Origin of the sequence: Candidatus Rhodoblastus alkanivorans (assembly GCF_022760755.1) — a bacterium.
In the GTDB taxonomy this organism is placed as follows: domain Bacteria; phylum Pseudomonadota; class Alphaproteobacteria; order Rhizobiales; family Beijerinckiaceae; genus Rhodoblastus; species Rhodoblastus alkanivorans.
Genome location: NZ_JAIVFP010000001.1, coordinates 3,164,814 through 3,180,863 on the forward strand (window position 1 = coordinate 3,164,814; position 16,050 = coordinate 3,180,863).

Genomic DNA, 16,050 nt, shown 5'->3' on the forward strand with positions numbered 1-16,050 from the left:
TTCCCCACCGTCATGGCTGGGCGTCGTCCCGGCCATGACGTCCGAGGAATGCGGGGCGCGCGACAGAAACCAGCCGCAAAGACCGGCCCGCAAACCTCAACGCGAAAACTTCTTGTATTTCAACCGGTGCGGGATGACGCTGTCCACGCCGAGGCGGCGCTTTTTGTCTTCCTCGTAATCGGCGAAATTGCCCTCGAACCATTCCACATGGCTGTCGCCCTCGAAGGCCAGCATGTGGGTGGCGATGCGGTCGAGGAAGAAGCGGTCGTGGCTGATAATCACGGCGCAGCCGGCGTAATCGTTCAGCGCCTCTTCCAGCGCGCGCAGGGTGTCGACGTCGAGATCGTTGGTCGGTTCGTCGAGCAGCAGGACATTGGCGCCCTTTTTCAGCATCTTGGCGAGATGCACGCGGTTGCGCTCGCCGCCCGAGAGCATGCCGACCTTCTTCTGCTGGTCGGCGCCCTTGAAGTTGAAGGTCGAGCAATAGCCGCGCGAGTTGATCTCGCGTTTGCCGAGATAGATCACGTCATTGCCGCCGGAAATCTCTTCCCACACGGTCTTCTTGCCGTCGAGCGTGTCGCGCGACTGATCGACATAGCCAAGCTGCACGCTCTCGCCGATCTCGATCGTGCCGCTGTCGGGCTTGTCCTGGCCGGTGATCATGCGGAACAAGGTGGTCTTGCCCGCGCCGTTGGGGCCGATGACGCCAACGATGCCGCCCGGCGGCAGCTTGAAGGAGAGATCGTCGATCAGCAGCTTGTCGCCGAAACCCTTCGACAGATGGTTGAAGTCGATGACGTTCTGGCCCAGCCGCTCAGCGACCGGAATGATGATCTGGGCGGTCGTCGGCGCCTTGTCGTTCTGCTTGGCGACGAGATCCTCGTAGCGCTGGATACGGGCCTTGGACTTGGCCTGACGCGCCTTGGGGCTGGAGGCGATCCACTCGCTTTCCGCCTCGATCGCGCGCTGGCGGGCCTCTTCCTCGCGGCCTTCCTGGGAGAGGCGCTTCTGCTTCTGCTTGAGCCAGCTCGAATAATTGCCCTCGTAGGGGATGCCCCGGCCGCGATCGAGTTCGAGAATCCAGCTCGTCACATTGTCCAGGAAATAGCGGTCATGGGTGACGATCAGGATCGCGCCGGGATAGGCGCGCAGATGGCCTTCCAGCCAGTTCACGGTCTCGGCGTCGAGATGGTTGGTCGGCTCGTCGAGCAGCAGCAGTTCGGGCTGCTCCAGCAGCAGCTTGCACAAGGCGACGCGGCGCTTTTCGCCGCCCGACAGCTTGCTGACAGGCCAATCGTCGGGCGGGCAGCCGAGCGCCTCCATCGCCTGATCGACCTGGCTGTCGAGATCCCACAGGCCCTTGGCCTCGATCTCGTCCTGCAGGCTGGTCATCTCGTCCGCCGTCTCGTCCGAATAATTCATGGCGAGTTCGTTGTAGCGGTCGAGCACGGCCTTCTTTTCGGCCACCCCCAACATGACGTTGCCGCGCACGTCGAGGCTCTCGTCGAGCTTGGGCTCCTGCGGCAGATAGCCGACCCGCGCGCCGTCCGCCGCCCAGGCCTCGCCCGAAAAATCCTTGTCCATGCCGGCCATGATGCGCAGCAGGGTCGACTTGCCCGCACCATTGACGCCGAGAACGCCGATTTTCGCGTCCGGATAGAACGACAGATGGACGTTATCGAGAACCTTCTTGCCGCCGGGCCAGGCTTTCGAGAGGCCCTGCATATGGTAGATGAATTGCCGCGCCATGGGCGTGAATGCTTTCCAATGGTTTGCGCCCGCCGCTCGCGCGCGGGCCATCTTCCGTGGCGGACTTTTAGAGCAAGGGCCGCGAAGAGGAAACGGCTTTTTGCGCGAGCTTGGCCTTTGCCGCAATGTCGCAGAAAAAATGCCTTTCGGCCCTATCGTCGCTCCCGATTTGCTTTATTCAGGCTAGAATGGTCGGCGCGCCGCAAAAAGGAGCTCAAACTTGTCCGCATCCCAGCCCGAACGTCGCGAGTCCGATCTTGCCGCCCTCGCGGCCGTCCGCCGGAAGGAGCCGCAATTGTCCTGGACGACGGATGAGAGCCCGGCGCCGGCCCGGCCCGCCCCTGCCCCTGCCCCTGCCTCTGCCCCTGCGCCCGCCGAAAAAGCCTTGTTCGAGCCGGACGCTCCGGCCGCCCCGGCCAAGGCCGTGTTCGCGGCGCAGACCCAAGGACTGCTCAAACGCCTCGCCGAGTTGTTGCGCCGGCCCGACGCGCCGACGCCCTTCGCGATCGGCCTGTTCGCCTCGCCCGGCGGCGGCAAGAGCAGCGCGCTCAACTGGCTGACCGAGAATCTGGCCGCGGCGGGCGCGCCGGTCGTTTCCCTGCGCGCCGCCGACCTCGCCTCGGAGCCGGAGCGCGCGCTCGCCGGGGCCCTTTATCGCGCGCTCTCGCCGCGCCATGGCGCGCTCGCGCAGGAGGCGGCGCAGGAGGCCGTTCATTACGGGGCCGACCCCGGGGCGCTGGCCCGCGCCGCGCGCGATCGTCTCGACAATCTGCGCCGCAAGCTGATCACCGAGAAACAGGCCCTCGCCCAGTCGGAAACGCGGCGCGCCGCGCTCAAGGAAATCCTGCTTTACGAGACGCCGGGAACCCGCGTGGACACCTATGCGCGCAAGATGCGCAATACATTCGAACCGCGCCTGCGCCGCTTCGGCTTCACCGGCGAGCCTTTGGCCGCCTTCAAGGATCTCGCCCGCGACGTCAACGAATCGGGCGGCCTCGTCCGCCGCCTGCTGAGCTCCCTGCGCGGGCTCTATGCCTTCAGGGGCCAGAAGCGCCTGCTGCTGCTGTCCGCCCTGAGTTTCGCCGCCAACCAGGGTTTCGCCTGGCTCGCCGCCAACAAGGCGGCGGTTCTCGGGCTGATCGCCAGCGGCGGCTCGGTCGGCGCCCAGACCGTCGAATTCCTGCAAAGCCGGCTGGACTGGCTGCCGGCGGCCGCGCAGATTTTCGCGCTGATCGCCCTCGCCCTTCTGGGCCTCAACGTCTGGCGCGCCTTCGATTTCATGCATCCTTTGATCCATGCCGCCGGCCTGCTCGACCAGGACGTCGCCGACAGGCGCCATGAGGTCGAGCAGACCCTCGCCCATCAGGCGCGCAACGTCGAACAGCTCGGAAGCGAAGCCGACGCCCTCGCCCGCAAAGCGGCGGACGCGGAGCGCCGGGCCAAAGCGGCCGGGGCGAGCCGCAATCCGCCGTCGTTTCTGGAAAGCGACGAGGCCGCCCAGAAGCGCAACCATGCCCTGGGATTTCTCGAATCGCTCTCCGACCTGCTGACGCGCGGAACGATGCCCGGCGCGCCGCGCCGGTTCGTCGTCGCGGTGGATGGCTATGACGGCGCCGAAGCGCCCGCCGTCCTGTTCCGCCGCGCCCACGACCTGCTTGCGCGTCCCGGCTTCCTCGCCATTCACGCGCTCGACCCGGCGTTGTTCGGCGGCGTCGCCGACGACCTCGCCCGCCGCGTCCAATTGCCCTTGCGGCTCGATGGCCCCAGCCTCGGCGATCCGATCGCCCTGGCGCCGCTCGACGCGCCGCTGTCGCCGCTTGAAGCGCGTCTGACCGGAGCGATGACGCCGCTCGCCGGCGACAATCCGCGCGCGCAGAAGCGCCTGCGTAACCTGTTCCGCTTCCTGCGTCCGGCCCCGGGCGCGCCCTCCGGCCTGATCGCCGCGCTCGCCCTCTTCGTCGCGGCCGAGGTCGGCGGCTCGGCCGGCGACCGTCAGGCGCTGGCGCGCGCGCTCGGCCCGGAACACAAGGATTTCAGCCCGGCGGGCTCGCCCGCCTTGCAGGAGTCCTTTTCCAACGCCGCGGCGATCGACGGACCGATCGGGCTGCAGGACGCCCGGCGGGCGGCCGCGCTCGCCCGTCGGATCGCGGTCGATCCAACGGACTGAGCGGCTCTGATCAGCGGCTCAGATCCCTTCGGCCTTGTTGATGGCCATGCCGGAGAAAGGCTCGATCCACATCAGCTTGTCCACCACGCGGGTCACGCCGGGGATGTTTTCCGCGGCGACGATCAGCGCCGGGCGCTGCCGCTCGTCGAAAATCTCCCCGCTGAGGGTCACAACGCCACGCTCGACTGTCACGTCAAGCGATTTGGGCGAGGCGAAGCCCTGCTGCTGGAGTTCCGCCAGCAGCTTGTCGAGAATGGCCTGATCGGTGGTTTCGGCCGGGCTGACCGGCTTGGAGCCAAGGTTCCTGGCCAGGGCGCGCAACAGATCGGAGCGGGTGATGATGCCGACGATCTGGTCGCCGGTCATCACCGGCAGGCGTTTCACCCCGCGGCGGTCCAATAGCGCGACGACTTCGTTGACCGACGCGGTAGAGCCAACGGTGACGACGTCATGCGTCATCACTTCGCGGACCTTGCGGCCGTGGCTCATCACATAGGATTCGGCAGTCTCGCCCGGGCCGAGCAGGAATTCGATCCAGCGCGGCTTGCGCTTCGAAGTGCCGAGTTCAGCGCGATGGAGGAAGTCGCCCTCGCTGATCACGCCAAGCAGCCGCCCGTCGGCGTCCGCGACCGGCAGGCCCGAGACATGCAGCGATAGCAGCATTTCTATGGCTTCCTCGATGGTGGCGTCCGGCCCGATCGTCTTGACGGGGCTGGTCATGATTTCCGACGCTTGCATTGTCGCCTCCCGACATTCCTATCGTTTCCGCGATATTGCTCCACAATCCGCGGCAACGCCATGGCGCGAAAATCCTGGTTTCACGCACGGATTTTCGCCCGAGCGGAAATGAATTCCACCCGTGGAATTCATTTCCAGGCGCCGCACCCCTTTTTACAGAGCGTCAAGGCCTTTGACGATAATTTAAGCCTCATCTGCGGCCGAACCTTGACTCGGATCAAAGCTTGGGAAATTGTTGCGCACCTTTATGACTGGACAGTCAGTCACTCTTGGGCGGGAAAGACCATGGCGCGACAGGCGCGCACCGAAGCCGAGCGCGAAAACCGCATGCGCGCGATCCGCAAGGCGGCGCTCGATATTTTCTCGGCAAAAGGCTTTTCGGCGGCGCGGCTCGACGACGTCGCCGCCGCGGCCGGCGTCGCCAAGGGCACGATCTATCTCTATTTCGCCTCCAAGGAAGACCTGCTCGAAGCCATCGTCACCACCACGATCGGCGCGACCCTCGCCGAGGTCGAACAGGCCGTTGTCGCCTCGCCGGCGCCGGCCGGGCAGCTCCTGCGCCTTGTCGTCCAGGCGATCGCGGCCGGGATCCAGGATCCCGAGCGCCGGCGCGTGCTCCATCTCGTCCTGTCGGAGGGCGCACGCTTCCCGGCGATCGGCGATTTCTACCATCGCGAAATCATCGCGCACGGCCTGCGGCTGGTGCGCGCCATCGCCGCAAAAGGCCATGCCAGCGGCGAATTCGTCTCGGACGAAATCGAGCGCTTTCCCCAGCTCGTCTTCGCGCCCGCCCTCCTCGCCATCATCTGGAGCGTCATTTTCGAGCGCATCGAGCCGCTCGACGCCCATGCCCTGCTGGAAGCGCATCTCGACCTTCTCACCCGCGCGCTGACCAGGAGGCCGGCATGAAAAAGGTCCGCAAACTTCTTGCCGCGCTTGTCGTCCTGGCGATCATAGGCTGGGCGGCGGGCAAGGTTTTCGCCCCGGCCAAGCCGCAGAATATTTTCGCCGGCTATGTCGAGGGCGACCTCGTCCAGATCGGCCCGGTCGAAGGGGAAAGGCTGGCGAAACTCGACGTCGAACCGGGGGACAATGTCACCAGGGATGAGACATTGTTCACCATGGCGACGCCCGTTCTCGACGAGCAATGCGCCGAGGCCAGGGCGAAGGTCGCGCAGGCCCAGGCCAATCTGAAGAATCTTCAGGCGGCGCTGCAGCGGCCCGAGCAGATCGCCGTGCTTCAGGCCGCTGTCGCGTCCGCCAAGGCGGCGCTCGTGCTGTCGCAGACGGAATATGACCGGCAGCAGACGCTGCTGAAAAAGGGCTTCGCCTCGGCCGCCGCGCGCGACCAGGCCAAATTCGCGCTCGACCGCGACAAGGCGAATCTCGCCCAGGCCGAGCGTCAGGTCGAAGCCGGACTGATCCCGGCGCGCCATCAGGAAATCGCGGCGGCGCAGGCCGCCATAACCCAGGCGCAAGCCGAGCTGAACCAGATCGAAGTCCGCATCGCGCGGCAGACCGTCCACGCGCCCGCCAAGGGAATCATCCAGGACGTCTATTTCTGGCCGGGCGAAATCGTCCCGTCCGGCCAGCCGATTCTGGCCCTGCTGCCGCCCGAAAACCGCAAGATCCGCTTCTACGTCCCCGAGCCGCAGCTTGCACGGTTCAGACTGGGCGCAAAGGTCGCGGTCTCCTGCGACAATTGCCGGCCCGGCCTTAAAGCCCGGGTGATCTACATTTCCCAGCAGGCCGAATATACCCCGCCGGTGATCTTCTCGCTGCAGGAGCGCGGCAAGCTGGTGTTCCGCGTGGACGCCCGACTGGACGATCCGTCCGTCCTGCTGCCGCTCGGGCTTCCGATCAGCGCGAAACTCGTCGCGTCCCAGGCCGTGGAGGCGGCGAAATGAACGGGGCCGACGTCGTCATCGACGTGCGCAACCTGAGCAAGAGTTTCGACGGCAAGTTGGTGGTCGAAAATCTGACGATGCAGGTGCGGCGCGGCCGCATTCACGGCTTTCTCGGGCCCAACGGCAGCGGCAAGACCACCACCATCCGCATGTTGTGCGGACTACTCACGCCCGACAGCGGCGACGGCTTCTGCCTCGGCTTCAACATTCTCACCCAGCAGCATGAGATCAAGCGCCGCACCGGCTATATGACCCAGCGCTTCTCCCTCTATTCCGATCTCACCATCCGCGAGAATCTCGAATTCATCGGCCGCGTCTATGGGCTCGACGACCCTTCGCAAAGCGCGCGCGAGGCGATCGAGCGCCTGGGGCTCGCCGGCCGCGCCAATCAGCTCGCCGGCGAATTGTCGGGCGGCTGGAAGCAGCGCCTAGCGCTTGGCGCCTGCATCATGCCCAAGCCCGACCTTCTGCTGCTCGACGAGCCGACCGCCGGCGTCGATCCCAAGGCGCGGCGCGATTTCTGGGACGAGATTCACCAGCTCACCCATGAGGGCCTCACCGTGCTGGTCTCGACCCATTACATGGACGAGGCCGAGCGCTGCCACGAGATCGCCTATATCGCCTATGGCCATCTGCTGGCGCAGGGAACGACCGCCGAAATCGTGGCGCAATCGCATCTCTCGACCTATGTCGTCTCCGGCCCCGATCTCGCGCCTTTGGCCGAAAAGCTGAAACAGAATCCCGGCGTCGAAATGGTCGCGCCCTTCGGCGCCAAGCTGCATGTCGCCAGCCGCGACGCCGGCGCGCTCGACCGCATCGCCCGGGAATTCTCGAGCCCGGACGTCGTCTGGTCGCGCGACGCGCCCACGCTCGAAGACGTGTTCATCGACATGATGAGCCGCGCCGAGGACAATTATGCATGAACGCCGACGTGAGCCCCACCCGGCCGCCGTCCGGCCCCCCCACTCCCCGCAAGGGCGAGGAATCCAGCCGCATTGCGCGCTTTTTCGTCTCGCTGGAGCGGCTTTACGCCGTCTTCGTCAAGGAACTGATCCAGCTGCGCCGCGACCGCCTGACCTTCGCGACCATGATCGCCATTCCCGTGATGCAGCTCGTCCTGTTCGGCTTCGCGATCAATTCCGACCCCAAGCACCTGCCGACCGCCGTGCTTGACAACGACCACAGCGCCTTTTCGCGGCTGTTTATCACCGCGCTCAAGGCGACCGACTATTTCGCCATGGACTACAGCCTTTCCAGCCCCGAACAGATCGACCCGCTGATCCTGTCGGGCAAGATCAATTTCGCGGTGGAGATTCCGCAGAATTTCGCCCGCGATCTGGCCCGCGGCGAAAATCCCGCCATTCTGGTCATCGCCGACGCCGCCGACCCCACCGCGGTCAACGGCGCCTCCATGGCCCTCACCGGCATGGCGGCCCAGGTCTTTACGCGGGAATTGCAAGGGCCGCTGCAGAGACTGGCGTCCAAACCCGCGCCCTACGAGGTGCGCCTGCAGAAGCGTTACAATCCGGCCGGCGAGACGCGGCTCAATATCGTGCCGGGCCTTGTCGGCACCATCCTGACACTGACCATGCTGATCTTCACCGCGCTTTCGGTGACCCGCGAGGTCGAGCGCGGGACAATGGAATCGCTGCTCGCCATGCCGATCAATCCGGTCGAGATCATGCTCGGCAAGATCATGCCCTATGCGGCGGTCGGCTTCTTCCAGATGGCCCTGATCGCCGGAGCGGCGCGCTTCATCTTCAACGTGCCCGTGGTCGGCAATCTCGGCACGTTCGTCGTCCTGACCATGCTTTTCATCGTGGCGAATCTTTCGGTGGGATATACCTTTTCGACCATTGCCAAGAATCAGCTACAAGCGATGCAGATGAGCTTCTTCTTCTTTCTGCCGAGCATTCTGCTGTCGGGCTTCATGTTTCCCTTCCGCGGCATGCCGGACTGGGCGCAGGACATCGGCTCGATTCTTCCGCTCACCCATTATCTGCGCATCGTGCGCGGCGTGATGCTCAAGGGCGCGGGCTTCTCCGACCTTGCCGTCGACACCGCCGCGCTCGGCGCCTTCACGCTCGCGGCGATGACGGTGGCGGTCCTGCGTTTCCGCCAGACGCTGGACTGAGCGCATGACCGACATGCATATGGCCGAAAACCTGCAAGACGTCCTCTGGATGCTCAGCATCGCCATGCTGGTCGCCATGGCGGCGCGGCGCCTCAAGCTACCCTATACGATCGGGCTCGTCTTCATCGGCGCTTTGCTCGCCCTGACGCCCATCAATGTCGGGCCGACGCTGACGTCGGAGCTCATCCTCGATCTGATCCTGCCGCCGCTGCTGTTCGAGGCGGCGCTGGCCCTGAAATGGCCCAATCTGCGCGCCGAGCTTACGCCCATCCTGACCTTTTCCGTGCTCGGAACGCTGCTCGCCCTGGCCGCCGTCGCCGCGGGACTGATCTATCTGCTGCACTGGCCGCCCGGCTCGGCCCTGGTGTTCGGCGCGCTGATCTCCGCGACCGATCCGGTGGCGATCATCGCCATGTTCAAGGACAATAATTTCCACGGCCGGCTCAGCCTGCTGGTGGAGGCGGAAAGCCTGTTCAACGACGCCGCCGCCGCCGTTCTGTTCGCCATGGCGCTGTCCTGGGCGCTGGCTTCGGGCGAGGCGGGCGGCCACACGCCCGACACCGCCGAAACCGTTCTCACTTTGGCCCGCATCGTGCTCGGCGGGCTCGGCGTCGGCGTGATCGCGGGCGCGGGGGCCATCCTGCTCTCCCGCGGCACTTCGGAACATCTGGTCGAGCTGACCTTTTCCACCATCGCCGCCTTCGGCTCCTTCCTCGCCGCAGAACATATCCGGGCCTCCGGCGTGCTCGCCACGGTGACCGCCGGATTGATCGTCGGCAATTTCGGCATTTTCAGCGCCAACGACCGCTCTCTTTTAAGCGCGCGGGGCCGCGAGGCCATGGTCAATTTCTGGGAATTCGCGGCCTTTCTCGCCAATTCCGTGATCTTCCTGCTGATCGGCGCCAATGTCGCCGTCATGGATTACAAGGTCTCTGGCGTCGTGGTGATCGCGGGCGTCATCGGCCTCGTGCTCGCCGCGCGCGCCGTCGCCGTCTATCCGCTGAGCCTGCTTTTCCATTGGTCGCGCCATGCGATTTCCCTGTCACAGCAGCTCGTTCTGTGGTGGGGCGGCCTGCGCGGCGCCCTCGGCCTCGCCCTCGCGCTGTCGCTGCCACCGACTCTGCCGCTGCGCGAGGAGATCGTGGTCGTGACTTTCGCCGTTGTCGCCTTTTCCATCGTCGTCCAGGGCATGACCATGCCCTGGCTGCTGCGGCGGCTGGGGCTTTTGTGACGGGATCCGCCTCGGTTCAGATTTCGGCTTGCGCCCGAGCTTTCGCCGCAATGACCGCAGCAACGCCCTCAGCGGTCAATTCGTGGGCCAGCGGAATGCCGCGCTCATGACCCCTGAGCGGCCAGTCGCGAACCTCGCCCGAAGCATCAAGGGGCGACTCGAAGCAGAAGTTCGATCATTTCGAACTTGAACCGAAAGTCCTATCGCAAACGCAAATCACCCTCTGGTTCGATTGACCGCGGCGCGCGCCAAAAACGCGCTCAACATCAGGTGCAGAACAACCGCCGGCCAGAGCAATATGCCGGTCATGCGCTCGACAATGCCGAGATAGGCCAGAAGCAGCGCAACCGAGGCGCCGTAAATCAACATGCCGACGAGCGGCGGACCCGGCCAGCAAGCGACTCCCAAACCGATCAGGGCGACGCCCGCCACGCGCGCAACCGACGCCGCGGCGCCGGCAAGCTCCTGACCCAACAGCAGCCAGCCGACCATCGACGGGACGGTCAGCAAGGCCAGGCCCGTCACAATTTCGGCCACGGCGGCGAAGACCAAAGCTTTCTTCATCTTCCGCCGCAGCCTCCTGCTGTCGTCTCACGGAGCGGGTCGGCGCCCTATCATTTCTCCGCCGACAGGTCAGGACCGAGATCAAAGGCCAGGTTGTCGATCTTGCCGGTGAACTTGAACGGAACATCGTAACGATATTCCAGCATGGCGACGCCCGTGCGGGTGTCCTCGCCGACATCGAAGCTTTCATCCTCGGGGAAAGTGATCGGGGTCGAGTGTTCCATGGATTTTCTGGACACTTCCTGTCCGTCCACGGAGAGCACGCCCGTGCCGCCCTTGCCGAGGCCCGGTCCATCCGGCTTGTAGTCGAATACGATGGTGTGTTTTCCCGCTCCCAGTTCGGGGCCATCCCAGATGGTGCGCTGGAGGTCGAGCAGGTTATAGAGAAACACCACCTTGCCCCGACGGATATCCCCTATGCCGTGGCTCAGGAACAGGCCGTAGCCGCCGAAGCGCCCGCCTTGCGTGACGATCATGCCTTCCGCGCCGCCCTCGGGGATTTCCACCTCGGCTGTGATCTTAAAGGCCTTGTTCAGAATGCTCGGGGCCGCGGCGGCCGGCACGCCGGTCAGGACGCCCGAATAGGTGAATTCCTTCCGCCCCGCCGTGAGGCTCGGACGTGGCGTGTTCCAGCGCGCTAAGGTCGAATTGTCGAGCGGCAGAACATCGTATTTCTTCGCCTCCGAATAGAACAGTTCCTGCATCTCCTTGAGCTTTTCAGGCATTTTCGCGGCGAGATCGGCGTATTCTGTCGGATCGTCCTTGACGTTATAAAGTTCCCAATTGTAGCCGGTGATCACATCCGGCGGCTTCGCCGTGCTGAGTTCCCAGGGCAGGGTCGCCGGCGTCGTGGCCGCGATCCAGCCGTCGTGGTAGATGGCCCGGTTTCCCAGCATCTCGAAATATTGCGTCGTGTGGCGGCTGGGCGCGTTCGCGTTCGCCTTGTCGAATGTGTATGCCATGCTCACGCCTTCGATCGGCTTTTGTTTGATGCCGTCGATCGTATCCGGCGCTGGGATGCCGGTCGCGTCGAGAATGGTCGGCACGATATCGATCAGGTGGTGGAACTGACGGCGGACGCCGTCCGGATCATTGATGTGGCCGGGCCACGATATGACCATGCCCTGGGCCGTGCCGCCGTAATGCGACGCCACCTGCTTCACCCATTTGAATGGCGTGTCCATCGCCCAGGCCCATTCCGCCGCATAATGCGGGAAAGTCCGGTCCGATCCCCAGAACGGATACCAGAGGAACTGGTCTTTGACCGGCACCGCGACGCCGTTGAACGTCGTGAACTCGTTCGGCGTACCGTTGAGCATGCCCTCGGCGCTCGCGCCATTGTCGCCGCCGATATAGATGATCAGCGTGTTGTCGAGTTCTCCCAGGTCCTGCACCTCCTGGATGACGCGTCCAATCTCGTTGTCGGCGTAAGCGAGATAGGCCCCGTAGATATCCGCCTGCTTGATAAAGAGCTTCTTCTCGTCCCAGCTCAGCGAATCCCACGACGGCAGTTCTTTCGGCCAGGGCGTCAGCCTGGCGTTTTCGGGCATGACGCCCAATCGCTTCTGGTTGGCGAAAATCGTCTCTCGCACCTTGTTCCACCCCTCGTCGAAGAGGTGCATCTCGCTGATCTTCTTGGCCCATTCGGGCGTGGGATGGTGGGGGGCATGCGTGGCGCCTGGCACGTAATAAACGAACCACGGCTTGCCGGGCGCGATCTCCTTGAGTTGCTTGATATAATGGATAGCCTCGTCGGCCATCGCCGTTTCGAGGTTCCAGCTCGGGTTGTTCCGGAAAGGGTAGATCGCGGTCGTGTTGCGGAAAAGGTTCGGCTGCCATTGGCTGGCGTCGCCGCCGACAAAGCCGTAGAAATAATCGAAACCCATACCGTTGGGCCATTGATTGAAGGGCCCGGCCTGGCTCGACTGGTATGACGGCGTGTTGTGGTCCTTGCCGAACCACGCCGTTGCGTACCCGTTCTCCTTCAGGATTGTGCCAATGGTTCCCTTGTCAATCGGGATGATCGAGTCGTAACCGGGGTATCCCGTCGCTACTTCGCCAACGACTCCGTACCCCACGGAATGATGGTTGCGACCCGTAATGATCGCCGCCCTTGACGGCGAACACAGCGACGTCGAATGGAAATTCGTGTAACGCAGGCCTTCCCTGGCGAGGCGATCCATCGTCGGCGTGGGTATGACGCCGCCGAAGGTGCTCGGCGCGCCGAAGCCCTGGTCGTCCGTCATGATGAGCAACACGTTGGGCGCGCCCTTCGGCGGCACGACGCGGGGCGGCCACCAGGGGGTCGATTCCGAGGCCTTCTCCTTGATGACGCCGCCGAACGGCGGCGGCGGCGGCGGAAGCTGTTTCCCGTCGATGGTGGTGGTGGCCTCCGGTGAGCCCAACTCGCTGGCGGCCGCGGTACAGCAGGTCAGAGACGCCGCGACTAGGCAGGCCAAAAAATTGGCGAGCCAGTATGTTTTGTTTGGTTTTCGTTGCACGCTCAGCGTTCCTGTGAAAATGCGGAAAACCGATGGGCAATACGAGGCCCTGCGACCTCCCATCCGTCTTGGAAACCACCTGGCCACGAATTCAATCCGATCCATACGCCCTGCGTCGAAGCTAATCGGCTTCATTGCGAAGTCAATTTTATTGAGTGCGCGTGACGCCACGATGATCCAAAACAAAGTGTGGCGAGACATCGATAAATCGGGAATTTTGAAATTGATCGGCAGTTGGGAAGGGCAGCTTTCCCGACGATTCTGCGCCATGCCTTTCGCGCCCGGCGATGTCCGCCTCTGGCGCACCCCTGCCCATGCCATTATGACCGCCGCCGATCCTTGACCAGTCCTTCGACCTGAGACCGGACTCCGCCCCTCGTTGCCTCTCCGACCTCGACCTCGCGGGCGAAGCCCAAACGCCCTCTGGCGTGCGTTGAAGGAGACGTTATGCTGTGCCACGCAGCGCAGGCGTCGGTTATGGGTGGAATGATCATGTCTGAATTCAGCGAGCTGTTTCTGGAACTGAGAACGATCCTCGATGATCCGGAATCCTTCGATTCAAGAATAGGCGCGTGGCTCGAACCGGATCTCGTCGATCAATTGAGCGCCTACGCCGCGGCGCGAAATGAATCTCTGCCGGAAGCCGTCATGGCGGCGTTGCAGCTCTTCATGTTTTCGGCGGCGGAAGACGCCTGGCGGGAACTTGCCGGCGGAAAGGAGCGGACGGAGAATTTCAGCGCGGCGCCGCTGAACATCATTCTTGAGCGTTTCATGAATATCGCTCTCGATCCGTCGCGGCAAAGAGCGATCGAAGGGCCGGCGCCGGCGATCCTCAATCAATTTTGCCGAATCCGCGAAGACTGAATTCCGCGAGGGGCCGCTTTCCGACCCAACCGGGACACGACGGATGATTGACCGGCGCTTGAAGGCTTTCCTCCGGGAAGCTATGGACTCGTCATGCGGCCATCGCTTCTCGATCCCCTTTTCGCCAGTGCGAGCGCCTTGCCCGGCGTCGGCCCCAAGACGGGGAAATTGCTCGACCGGCTGCTCGGCGACGCGGACCGCCCGGCCCGCGCGCTCGACCTGCTGCTGCACATTCCCTTTTCCTGCATCGACCGCCGCAACCGGCCGAAAATCGCCGAGGCGCCGATCGGCGCCGTCTCGACCCTCAAAGTTCGGGTCGCGGAACATCGCCCTCCCCGTGCGAAGGGTCCTTATCGCGTTCTCACCGAGGACGAGACCGGCGACCTGACCCTCGTCTTCTTCCGCGCCAATTCCGGCTGGATCGAAAAGGCCTTGCCGCTTGGCGAAACGCGCTGGGTCTCTGGCCTGGTGGAGCTCTACGACGCTTATCGCCAGATCGTCCATCCCGACCGCATTCTCGACGAGGCGGGCCTGGCCGCTCTGCCCCCGGTCGAGCCTGTCTATGGCCTGACCGAAGGCCTGTTCCCCCGCGTCATGGCCAAGGCGGCGGCGGGGGCGCTCGACCGCCTGCCGCCCCTGCCGGAATGGCAGGACGGGAAACTTTCGCGCGCGATGGGGTGGGAGAGTTTCGGCGCCAGTCTTGCGCGCCTGCATCGCCCGCAGACGCCGCAGGACATTGCGCCGGAGGGAAAATTTTTCACCCGCCTCGCCTTCGACGAATTGCTGTCGCATCAGCTCGGCCTGCGTCTGGTGCGCGCGCGCATGCAGGTTCTGCGCGGGCGGCCACAGAAATCCGACGGAGCGCTGGCGGCAAGAATCCTTGGTCAGCTGCCCTTCGATCTGACCGGCGACCAGAAGAAGGCGGTCGCGGAAATTTCCGCCGATCTTGCCAGCGACAAGCGCATGCTGCGCCTGCTGCAGGGCGATGTCGGCTCCGGCAAGACGGTGGTCGCCCTGCTCGCCATGGCCCATGTGGTCGAGGCGGGGCGCCAGGCGGCCTTGATGGCGCCGACCGAAATCCTCGCCCGCCAGCATTTCGCGACCATCGCCCCGCTCGCCCGCGCCGCGAACTTAAGCGTCGCCCTGATGACCGGCCGCGACAAAGCGAGCGAGCGCCGCGCCACGCTCGAAGCCCTGGCGAGCGGCGCGCTGGATATTGTGGTCGGCACCCATGCTCTGGTGCAGGACGATGTCGCTTTCGCTCGTCTCGGCCTCGCCGTGATCGACGAGCAGCACCGTTTCGGCGTCCACCAGCGCCTCGCGCTGGGCGACAAGGGCGAGGCCGTGGACGTGCTCGCCATGACCGCGACCCCGATCCCGCGCACTCTTGCGCTCGCTTTTTTCGGCGACATGGACCTGTCCACGCTGCGGGAAAAGCCGCCGGGACGCCAGCCCATCGACACCCGAGCGGTCAATGTCGAGCGCATCGACGAAGTCGTGGCGGGCCTTGCCCGGGCGCTCCGCGCCGGCGCGCGGGTCTATTGGGTCTGCCCTTTGGTCGAGGGCAGCGAGGACAGCGACCTCGCCGCGGCGCAAGACCGCGCCGAAGATTTGCGCAAGTTTTTCGGCGCCGAGGTCGGCCTCGTCCATGGCCAGATGAAAGGCCGCGACAAGGACGCGGCGATGGAGGACTTTTCCCGCGGCGCCACCAGAATATTGGTGGCGACGACGGTGATCGAGGTCGGCGTCAATGTGCCCGAGGCGACCATCATGGTGATCGAGCACGCCGAGCGCTTCGGCCTCGCCCAATTGCACCAGTTGCGCGGGCGGGTTGGACGCGGTGACCGGAAATCCTCCTGCATCCTGCTCTACGCCGGCCCGCTTGGCGAAACCGCCAAGGCGCGGCTCGAAATCCTGCGCGAAACCGAGGATGGTTTTAGAATCGCCGAAGAGGATTTGCGCCTGCGCGGCGAAGGCGACGTGCTCGGCGCAAAACAATCCGGCGCGCCCGGCTTCAAGATCGCGCGCCTCGATCTCCACGCCGATCTTTTGCGCGCGGCGCGCGACGAAGCGGAAAAGATGCTGGCGAGTGACCCCGAACTGACCAGCGAGCGCGGCCAAAGCTTGCGCCTGCTGCTCTATATTTTCGAACGCGACCAGGCGCTGAAACTGCTGCGCGCGGGTTAGCTTGACCG

The 16,050-nt window shown here is 64.5% G+C and carries 12 protein-coding genes; 8 read left to right on the forward strand and 4 right to left on the reverse strand.

Annotated features, from left to right (window positions below):
- Positions 1 to 96 precede the first annotated feature (96 nt).
- Positions 97 to 1,749 (reverse strand): energy-dependent translational throttle protein EttA, encoded by a 1,653-nt coding sequence (gene ettA, locus K2U94_RS14650; protein WP_243067905.1) that lies wholly within the window; start codon positions 1,747 to 1,749, stop codon positions 97 to 99.
- 220 nt (positions 1,750 to 1,969) lie between these two features.
- Between ettA and K2U94_RS14655 the strand changes: the two genes are divergently transcribed.
- The gene (locus K2U94_RS14655) at positions 1,970 to 3,916 is read left to right on the forward strand and encodes a hypothetical protein (protein WP_243067906.1); all 1,947 of its coding nucleotides are present in this window, start codon (positions 1,970 to 1,972) and stop codon (positions 3,914 to 3,916) included.
- A gap of 18 nt (positions 3,917 to 3,934) precedes the next feature.
- Here K2U94_RS14655 and K2U94_RS14660 read toward each other — a convergent pair whose 3' ends face one another.
- Positions 3,935 to 4,654 carry a CBS domain-containing protein gene (locus tag K2U94_RS14660; protein ID WP_243067907.1) on the reverse strand — a complete coding sequence of 240 codons (720 nt, stop codon included), beginning with the start codon at positions 4,652 to 4,654 and terminating at the stop codon, positions 3,935 to 3,937.
- Between the two features lie 285 nt (positions 4,655 to 4,939).
- Here K2U94_RS14660 and K2U94_RS14665 point away from each other — a divergent pair, with 285 nt between their 5' ends.
- From K2U94_RS14665 to K2U94_RS14685, 5 genes are read left to right on the forward strand one after another with little or no spacing between them, the layout of a single operon-like run.
- Positions 4,940 to 5,563 (forward strand): TetR/AcrR family transcriptional regulator, encoded by a 624-nt coding sequence (locus tag K2U94_RS14665; RefSeq protein WP_243067908.1) that lies wholly within the window; start codon positions 4,940 to 4,942, stop codon positions 5,561 to 5,563.
- A complete protein-coding gene (locus K2U94_RS14670) occupies positions 5,560 to 6,561 on the forward strand; it encodes an HlyD family secretion protein (RefSeq protein ID WP_243067909.1) in 1,002 nt (333 codons plus the stop codon). The genes K2U94_RS14665 and K2U94_RS14670 overlap by 4 nt, the downstream gene beginning before the upstream one ends.
- Positions 6,558 to 7,484: an ABC transporter ATP-binding protein gene (locus tag K2U94_RS14675; protein ID WP_243067910.1), complete on the forward strand. Its 927-nt coding sequence runs from the start codon at positions 6,558 to 6,560 to the stop codon at positions 7,482 to 7,484. Before K2U94_RS14670 ends, K2U94_RS14675 begins: the two co-directional genes overlap by 4 nt.
- On the forward strand, positions 7,481 to 8,695 hold the full coding sequence (locus K2U94_RS14680; RefSeq protein WP_243067911.1) for an ABC transporter permease: 1,215 nt from the start codon (positions 7,481 to 7,483) through the stop codon (positions 8,693 to 8,695). Before K2U94_RS14675 ends, K2U94_RS14680 begins: the two co-directional genes overlap by 4 nt.
- Before the next feature lie 4 nt (positions 8,696 to 8,699).
- The gene (locus K2U94_RS14685) at positions 8,700 to 9,926 is read left to right on the forward strand and encodes a cation:proton antiporter (RefSeq protein ID WP_243067912.1); all 1,227 of its coding nucleotides are present in this window, start codon (positions 8,700 to 8,702) and stop codon (positions 9,924 to 9,926) included.
- A gap of 216 nt (positions 9,927 to 10,142) precedes the next feature.
- Here K2U94_RS14685 and K2U94_RS14690 read toward each other — a convergent pair whose 3' ends face one another.
- Positions 10,143 to 10,490, reverse strand: a complete 348-nt coding sequence (locus tag K2U94_RS14690; RefSeq protein ID WP_243067913.1) for a hypothetical protein — start codon at positions 10,488 to 10,490, stop codon at positions 10,143 to 10,145.
- Positions 10,491 to 10,540: 50 nt separating this feature from the next.
- Positions 10,541 to 13,261 carry an arylsulfatase gene (locus tag K2U94_RS14695; RefSeq protein ID WP_243067914.1) on the reverse strand — a complete coding sequence of 907 codons (2,721 nt, stop codon included), beginning with the start codon at positions 13,259 to 13,261 and terminating at the stop codon, positions 10,541 to 10,543.
- Positions 13,262 to 13,483: 222 nt separating this feature from the next.
- Here K2U94_RS14695 and K2U94_RS14700 point away from each other — a divergent pair, with 222 nt between their 5' ends.
- Positions 13,484 to 13,855, forward strand: a complete 372-nt coding sequence (locus tag K2U94_RS14700) for a hypothetical protein (protein WP_243067915.1) — start codon at positions 13,484 to 13,486, stop codon at positions 13,853 to 13,855.
- A gap of 93 nt (positions 13,856 to 13,948) precedes the next feature.
- Positions 13,949 to 16,042 (forward strand): ATP-dependent DNA helicase RecG, encoded by a 2,094-nt coding sequence (gene recG / locus K2U94_RS14705; RefSeq protein ID WP_243067916.1) that lies wholly within the window; start codon positions 13,949 to 13,951, stop codon positions 16,040 to 16,042.
- The last annotated feature ends 8 nt before the right edge of the window (positions 16,043 to 16,050 follow it).